This is a genomic window from Saccharibacillus qingshengii, from assembly GCF_013185195.1.
GTDB classification, from domain to species: Bacteria; Bacillota; Bacilli; order Paenibacillales; family Paenibacillaceae; genus Saccharibacillus; species Saccharibacillus qingshengii.
The window spans coordinates 180,033-186,499 of the sequence record NZ_JAAZWC010000010.1; the positions used below are offsets into that span (position 1 = coordinate 180,033).

The following is a 6,467-nucleotide window of genomic DNA, read 5'->3' on the forward strand; positions in this document are numbered from 1 at the left end:
ATTTATTTTAATCCATTTTTACAAAAAAAAGACACGAGTAGGCTCGTATCTTAAAAAATTTGATGACTAAGACGAATACTCTTGCCATCTCCCAGCACAATTAATTTAATTCGTACTCTGCTCTCACAAAATCAGCGATTCAGGTTTCTACCTGCTATCTTCTCGTACAGTTCTTAACTGACCTATTCTTAACCGGCCTGAACGTCTGGTTAAACTACAAGATGTTGATCATGATCCATTGAAAAAGAAATAGTCTTACACCGTCCGGCGCCGCAGCTCGTAAAAATACTGCACGATCGGATGTTTCAGCTTGACCGATTCGGACATGTTCACAATACGCTTTTTGCCGACACGCTTATCGACTATAGCCAGGATATTCAGCAGAATATCGCGGCTCTCCAGACTTTCTTCAATAGAAGAAGCCAGGAACTTGTTCGCCGTCGCGACAAAGTTCGATTTGGTCAGCGCCGCCTGCGCGGCTAACAGTTCTTTGGCATGCTCGGTCGACTTGCGGCTTGCGGCCATCACTTTCAGGCGCTCTTCCGGGATCGGGCCTTTGGCGCTGGCGCGAACGGCTTCGATCTCCGCTTCGGTGACCGGAATATCGAGGCTCGGATCGTTCTTGATCTCGATCTCACTCTGATACCAGCGGATAAAGTTGGACTTGTCGCCCATGTTGAGAATATTCTTCTTGTCCACCGTGATGTGGCAGGTACCGGCTTTATCGGGAACGTAACGATAGCTGGTCGACCGGTATTCAACCGTGCCTTTTAACGCGGGCGCGAGAAAGCTCTCCAGCTGCTGCTGCAATTTGCTCCAGGACATAAGGGTCCTCCTATACTTGTATCAAATATGAATAAGAAAATGGAATGAAGCTTCAACATGAAAAAGAGGATCGGATTCGCGAAGCGGGATTGTCCCGCCCTTCGCTGCTCCGATCCTCTATTTTAGCACGAGTTCAAGGACTGCCGCAGATTTTCCTTGCGCCTAGGCCTTTCATTCGGGAACATTCATTCGACCTCAATTCGATTTCAAAATCGTCTTGGCCCACGTATGCGTAATAAAGTCCGGCGCAACCTTCATCGAAAAGCGCATGATTTTGGTGAATCCGGCGTTTACGCGCAGCTTGTCGCGCTCCATGCCCCGGATTCCCGCATCTGCTCGCGCAGCGCATCGCTGAACATATGCACCCCCGCCTTGGTCGCCGAGTATGTCGGCGCGTTCGCCACGCTGACGCTGGCCAGCAGCGAGCTGACGTTCACGATCATGGCTTCGGGCCGCGCCGCGAGCAGAGGCAGCAGCGCCTGGGTCACATAGACGGTGCCGGTTAGGTTCGTATTGATTTCGGCAGCCAGCTGACCGGCGGTGATCCGTTCGTCGAACAGATCGTATTCGTGCATGATCCCCGCATTGTTGAACACGATATCAAGTGTCGGATAGTCGGCGCGCAGCGTCTCGGCAAGCTTCGCCACGCTATCCGGGTCGCTAACATCCGCTGCCAGGCCGATCAGTCCGGGGCTCCCGGCTACAGCCTCTTCGATCCGCTGCAGGGAGCGTCCCGTGACGATGACCGTATTGCCCATTTGCAGGAAGCGCTGCGCGAACGCCAAGCCGATACCCGACGTGCCGCCTGTGACGAGTATGGTTCGATTTGCTAATTTCATAAGGGGTTAACCTCTTTCTTAGGCTTATATACGGTTTGCTTAGAACCGGATGATGACTTTGCCTTGGGGATGGCCGTTCGCGACCAGACTCAGCGCTTTATGGATCTGCCCGATCCGGAATTCGGTCGGGTCAACGGCCGGTACGATGCCGCTCTCTTCGATGATGCGCGAGACTTCGCGCAGCTGCTGCCCGTCGCTGCGGACGAAGATGAAGCGGTACTGCACGTTTTTCTTGCCCGCCCGGCGATCGTATTTGGCTCCGGCGAGACCGAACAGTTTTTGTTTCCAGAACGGCAGACCCAGATCTTCGGCAAACCGTTTGTTGGGGCTTGTCCGCAGGGACAGCAATCGCCCGCCCGGTTTGACAACCGACAGTTCGCGTTCGAATTCATCGGGGCCCAGCGTATCGATCACATGGTCGACCTCTTGGAGCATCTCCCAGTAATTTTCGGTCTTGTAGTCGATGTAGCGATCCGCTCCCGCGGCAATCGTGCGTTCGCGGGCGCTCGCGCTGCCGCTTACGATCACGCGAAGCCCCATGCTTTTGGCGATCGGGATCGCCATTTGGCCGAACGAGCCGGAGCCGCCGGGGATAAAAAGAGTTTGGCCGGGGCGGGCTTCCAATTCTTCGAGCAGGCCTTGGTAAGCGGTCAATCCGGTCAGAGCCGCCGCAGCTCCGGTGACAAAATCCAGGTGGGCCGGCAGCGGCGCGATTGCTTCGGCGTCGATCGCGGCGTATTCCGCGAAAGCGCCTATTTTGCGCAGCGGCAGACGCGCATAGATGGCATCGCCTACTTGGAAGCCGCGGACGTTTTTGCCGACTTTTTCGATGATGCCCGTCAGTTCGTTGCCGAGCGTCAGCGGAAACTTGTAATCCTGGATCAGCTTGACACTGCCCGTCGCGATCAGCAGTTCGAGAGGGTTGACCGCCGCCGCTTTCACTTTGACCAACACTTCGCGATCGTTTATTTCAGGCACCGGGATCTCGTTCACGGCTACCGTAAATTTCTTGGCATATTTGGTAATCTGGGCAGCTTTCATGCTGAACAACCTCCTGAATGATTAAATATCTAAGTAACATTTTTTTGATTTTGTAACTTTATCGCAAGCATAATCTTTTGAGTTACAAAAGTCAACATTTGTTACTTTATTGGTGTATGTTAAAATGGAAGCCTTACGGCCCTGCGCCGAACCCCACATCCACTCCGGAAAGAAGCGTTGAATCCATGAGCAGAATCACCCAGGAACTTATTGTCACAACCGCCGAGGCGCTGATCGAACGTACGGAGAAATCCGAAGTGACCTTGTCGCAGATTGCGGATGAACTGCATATTACGCATGCCGCCCTCTATAAGCATTTCAAAAACAAACAGCAGCTCTGGACGGCCGTAGCCAAAAGCTGGTTTGAGCGCATGATCTCGGAGCAGATTATACTGGATCCGATCGATCCGGCCGATCCGACAGAACGGCTGCACGACTGGCTTTGGGCTTTTGCCAACGCCAAAAAGCGTGCTTATCGCGAAAATCCGAAGATGTTCGCGCTAAACACGCAGTATGTGGACGACCATCCGCTTGTGCTGAAAGAAGTTCTCCACAATGCGTACCGGTTCGTCGACGACCTGATGGACTACGGCGACCCCGGTTTTGAACGCGCCGAAGCCATCCTGTCCGCTTTTGCGGTATTTACCCTTCCTTCGTTCAAAGACACCTGGAACCTGCCGGACTATGAAGAACGGTTCGAGCGGATCTGGCGTTTGATTGAAAAAGGGGTTTGAACGAACCGGCTTGTCCAGCATGTAGACGGGAGCGGAACTTCCGGAACACGGCCGGCAGACGATACGCGCAGACGACTTGGTTCGCGCCAATCCGCCAAACTACAAAAGCTCCGCCTCTTCCTAACGAAGAGACGGAGCTTTTCACTTCCCCAAATGTACATCGAAAACGTGCTTTACTCGATCTGGTTGTAGCGCATCAGCCGCTGGATATGGACGGCCAGATACGCCAGTTCGTCGTTCGGAACCGGTTTGCCGTAGACCTGCTCGATATAGTCTTTGATCTTGAGCGCACCCAGCATCGCCTGCGGATACAGCCCGGCGATCTGGTCGAACAAAGCATTGTCGCTATCGTGCAGCATTTGATCCGAGAAGAAACGCTCCACGAAAAATTTGACATGGGTAATGAAGCGGGTATAGTGCACGTTGTCCATTTCGAGATCGATATGGAAATTGTATCTCGCCAGGTTCACGATACTTCCGATCATTTTGGCATACCGTACGCCGTTCGGAGATTCGCTCTGTTCGCCTTGGGCATTGATCAGGTGGAACGCGATATTGGCCGCTTCTTCTACAGGCAGCTCGACCGACAATGCTTCGTTTACCTGCTTCAGAGCGTACTGGCCCACTTGAAATTCATCCGGATAATAGTTTTTGATTTCCCAATAGACTTTGTTGGTAATGTTAATGCCTTGATGAAATCGTTCCACCGCAAAATTCAGATGATCCATCAAAGTAAAATAAACGCTTGTACTCAGTTTAACCCGCAGCTGCTTCTCGGCATGAACCACGATCTGCTGTGTCAGTTCCGCGAAGATCGGAGGGATCGAGTCCATCAGGTTTGCCAATTCTTTGACCCGATCGTGCTCGACCGGAATGAAAACCTGATGCACTTGATCTTGCACAATAAGCGTTGCGTTACGAATCAATTGAATATTCATTTGATCACTCTCCTTTTGATCGGATAGAATTATGATAAGCAATCTTCCGATTTGGATCGATCCTTTGACGAAACGATTTTGGATCAAACTATTTCACCGCGAAAGGATTACCCCATGCAGCTTGATCATACCGATTATCAGATTCTTCGACTCTTGACCGAAAACTCGCGCATCCAATGGAAAGAGCTCGGCGAACAGATCCATATGACGGGGCAGGCGGTTGGCAATCGGATCAAAAAGCTGGAGGACGGCGGCATCATCCGTTCGTACTCCTTGATCGTCGATGAACTGAAGCTTGGGCTGGCTTACACCGCATTTGTTGTCCTTACGATGAATACAGCGGATCACAAGTCTTTTGTCACCTTTATTACCGAACGGAACGAAGTCATCGAAGCCCACCGGATCTCGGGAGAAGGCTGCTACCATCTGACGCTGAAGGTCCGATCCCAGGAGCAGCTGAACGATTTCCTGAACGCGCTCCTGGCGCACGGAAACTACGGCTTGAACCTGTCGATCCAGACGGTCAAGCAGAGCGGCGCACTGGCGGCGGCGCAGGAGGAGTAAGATCGAAGTTTGTACGCGCCCGGCAGCCAGAAAGGTGTAGGCTTGCCAATAGGAATGGATCGATTTAAACGTAAAAAACCGAACCTTATTCAAGGTTCGGTTTTTTGTGTTTTCGATGGGGATAGATTCCCTTACTTCGAACCCCGCCGTGTAAGCAGCGCCGCAGCCATCGCATCGTGCGTGCCCCGTATCAGGGTACTGCCTTATTCGTGGTTCTGTCTGCCGCTTCCCACACCAGATAGATACAGGCTCATTCCCTTGAACTCTTTGAAGCTGTGATCGTTTTCCCCGGTGAAAAAGGGCGAAAAAGCCGTCCAAGATCCTGCTTGAGAATAGCGAGAAAGCTCGCGCCTATTTCTGTTTAGCCAATTCAAGGTGGAAATCCGCATTTAAATCATGAAGTTCCAGCGGATTGCTTCTGGCCAAAATCTTTACGTGCAGATCCAGAGGATCGGATAGATCTGAAACTTCATCGGTTTCGACCGTCACGTATTCATGCTGATCGCCGAGGTTATGAATGAAGCCGCCCACCGAAGAAGCAAACTTCCGGTCGCCGTCATACAACTGGTACCCCAGATCGTTTTCGGCTTGTCCTCCGCCTGTAACCTCGATGCCAAGCGATATTTTCTCATCCGTATAAGAGGCATTGCGAAGCGAGAAAGTAAGATTTTTGACGCTCTGCGTCTGAACTTCGATATTCGGCTCAGGCATGATCCAAGGATCTTTGACCCTGTCTCGCTCAATCAATAAATATGAAATCCATACAGCGGCAATCATTAAAAAAAGTAATCCGGCTATTAAAATCGTTTTTCTTTTTGTCATATAAACCTCCGAAATAAAAAGACGTACGAAAATTGTACGTCTTCATTATAACTTATTTAATCTCTAGACTAAAATATGGAGGGGGAGTCTCGTCAACATATGTGTTTGAAGAAGAAATCGTCAATCCCCCGCCTAGCGGCCAATTTATTGTAGGCGTGACACTCAAATTTTTAACTTTGTGTTTATAATAACCGCTGACTGAAGTTATAGTCTCGTTAGTGTTACTCACTTTAGTATGATAACTCATATAACCGCGAGCATTTTGAGCAAGAAAGTTTAAAGAAGATTCAGGTAATTTGAAGCTGACCATACTACCGCCGCTGTCGGTTTTTCTGGTCTTATAGCTAATCGGTTGAATATTCGTATTCACAGTTCCACCCAGCATAATAGTTGCGTCATATTTTGCGCTAAATACAACATCGTTTTGAGTTCCCAATTGAACCAAACCGTCTCCGTGTCCCAAGGCTAAAATGTCTATTCCTCTAGGGCCTGTACGCAAACCTATTTAAGCCAGATCCGAATCGAAATTAAAGCTAAAAAAGCCTTGAACATGCTCGCTGTCTTATCATAACGAGTCGCTAGGCGTCGGTAGTTTTTCATTTTATTGAAAAAGCATTCGACCAAGTGTCGTTCTTTATAAACACTACGGTCGTAAGGCTGCTTTACACGGCGATTTTTCTTGCTGGGAATCACAGCGATTGCGT

9 protein-coding genes are annotated in these 6,467 nt (G+C 50.3%); 2 read left to right on the top strand and 7 right to left on the bottom strand.

Annotation, left to right across the window (positions count from 1 at the left end; genetic code table 11):
* Nucleotides 1-255: 255 nt before the first annotated feature.
* From HRQ60_RS11190 to HRQ60_RS11200, 3 genes are all read right to left on the bottom strand, one after another.
* On the bottom strand, nt 256-825 hold the full coding sequence (locus HRQ60_RS11190; protein ID WP_172195890.1) for an SF0329 family protein: 570 nt from the start codon (nt 823-825) through the stop codon (nt 256-258).
* A 290-nt stretch (nt 826-1,115) separates the two neighbouring features.
* Nucleotides 1,116-1,664: an SDR family oxidoreductase gene (locus tag HRQ60_RS11195; protein ID WP_246281270.1), complete on the bottom strand. Its 549-nt coding sequence runs from the start codon at nt 1,662-1,664 to the stop codon at nt 1,116-1,118.
* Nucleotides 1,665-1,703: 39 nt separating this feature from the next.
* Nucleotides 1,704-2,705 carry an NADP-dependent oxidoreductase gene (locus HRQ60_RS11200; protein WP_172195891.1) on the bottom strand — a complete coding sequence of 334 codons (1,002 nt, stop codon included), beginning with the start codon at nt 2,703-2,705 and terminating at the stop codon, nt 1,704-1,706.
* A gap of 185 nt (nt 2,706-2,890) precedes the next feature.
* Here HRQ60_RS11200 and HRQ60_RS11205 point away from each other — a divergent pair, with 185 nt between their 5' ends.
* A complete protein-coding gene (locus tag HRQ60_RS11205; RefSeq protein WP_172195892.1) occupies nt 2,891-3,439 on the top strand; it encodes a TetR/AcrR family transcriptional regulator in 549 nt (182 codons plus the stop codon).
* Nucleotides 3,440-3,612: 173 nt separating this feature from the next.
* Here the strand turns inward: HRQ60_RS11205 and HRQ60_RS11210 are convergent, their stop codons facing one another.
* Entirely contained in the window at nt 3,613-4,377 is a 765-nt protein-coding gene (locus HRQ60_RS11210) for a BglG family transcription antiterminator (RefSeq protein ID WP_172195893.1), read from the bottom strand.
* A 114-nt stretch (nt 4,378-4,491) separates the two neighbouring features.
* Between HRQ60_RS11210 and HRQ60_RS11215 the strand changes: the two genes are divergently transcribed.
* Complete coding sequence (locus HRQ60_RS11215; RefSeq protein WP_172195894.1) at nt 4,492-4,941, top strand: Lrp/AsnC family transcriptional regulator; 450 nt, start codon at nt 4,492-4,494, stop codon at nt 4,939-4,941.
* 351 nt (nt 4,942-5,292) lie between these two features.
* Here HRQ60_RS11215 and HRQ60_RS11220 read toward each other — a convergent pair whose 3' ends face one another.
* The 3 genes from HRQ60_RS11220 to HRQ60_RS11230 all read right to left on the bottom strand — a co-directional run.
* Nucleotides 5,293-5,763, bottom strand: coding sequence for a hypothetical protein (locus tag HRQ60_RS11220; RefSeq protein WP_172195895.1), 471 nt, complete (start codon nt 5,761-5,763; stop codon nt 5,293-5,295).
* 52 nt (nt 5,764-5,815) lie between these two features.
* The gene (locus tag HRQ60_RS11225; RefSeq protein ID WP_172195896.1) at nt 5,816-6,199 is read right to left on the bottom strand and encodes a hypothetical protein; all 384 of its coding nucleotides are present in this window, start codon (nt 6,197-6,199) and stop codon (nt 5,816-5,818) included.
* 65 nt (nt 6,200-6,264) lie between these two features.
* A partial coding sequence (locus tag HRQ60_RS11230; protein ID WP_172195897.1) for a transposase occupies nt 6,265-6,467 on the bottom strand: 203 nt, incomplete at its 5' end.

Bases quoted from the DNA above. Each gene is read 5' to 3' on its own strand.
- HRQ60_RS11190 (WP_172195890.1), bottom strand. From the start codon at position 825: ATGTCCTGGAGCAAATTGCAGCAGCAGCTGGAGAGCTTTCTCGCGCCC.
- HRQ60_RS11195 (WP_246281270.1), bottom strand. From the start codon at position 1,664: ATGAAATTAGCAAATCGAACCATACTCGTCACAGGCGGCACGTCGGGT.
- HRQ60_RS11200 (WP_172195891.1), bottom strand. From the start codon at position 2,705: ATGAAAGCTGCCCAGATTACCAAATATGCCAAGAAATTTACGGTAGCC.
- HRQ60_RS11205 (WP_172195892.1), top strand. From the start codon at position 2,891: ATGAGCAGAATCACCCAGGAACTTATTGTCACAACCGCCGAGGCGCTG.
- HRQ60_RS11210 (WP_172195893.1), bottom strand. From the start codon at position 4,377: ATGAATATTCAATTGATTCGTAACGCAACGCTTATTGTGCAAGATCAA.
- HRQ60_RS11215 (WP_172195894.1), top strand. From the start codon at position 4,492: ATGCAGCTTGATCATACCGATTATCAGATTCTTCGACTCTTGACCGAA.
- HRQ60_RS11220 (WP_172195895.1), bottom strand. From the start codon at position 5,763: ATGACAAAAAGAAAAACGATTTTAATAGCCGGATTACTTTTTTTAATG.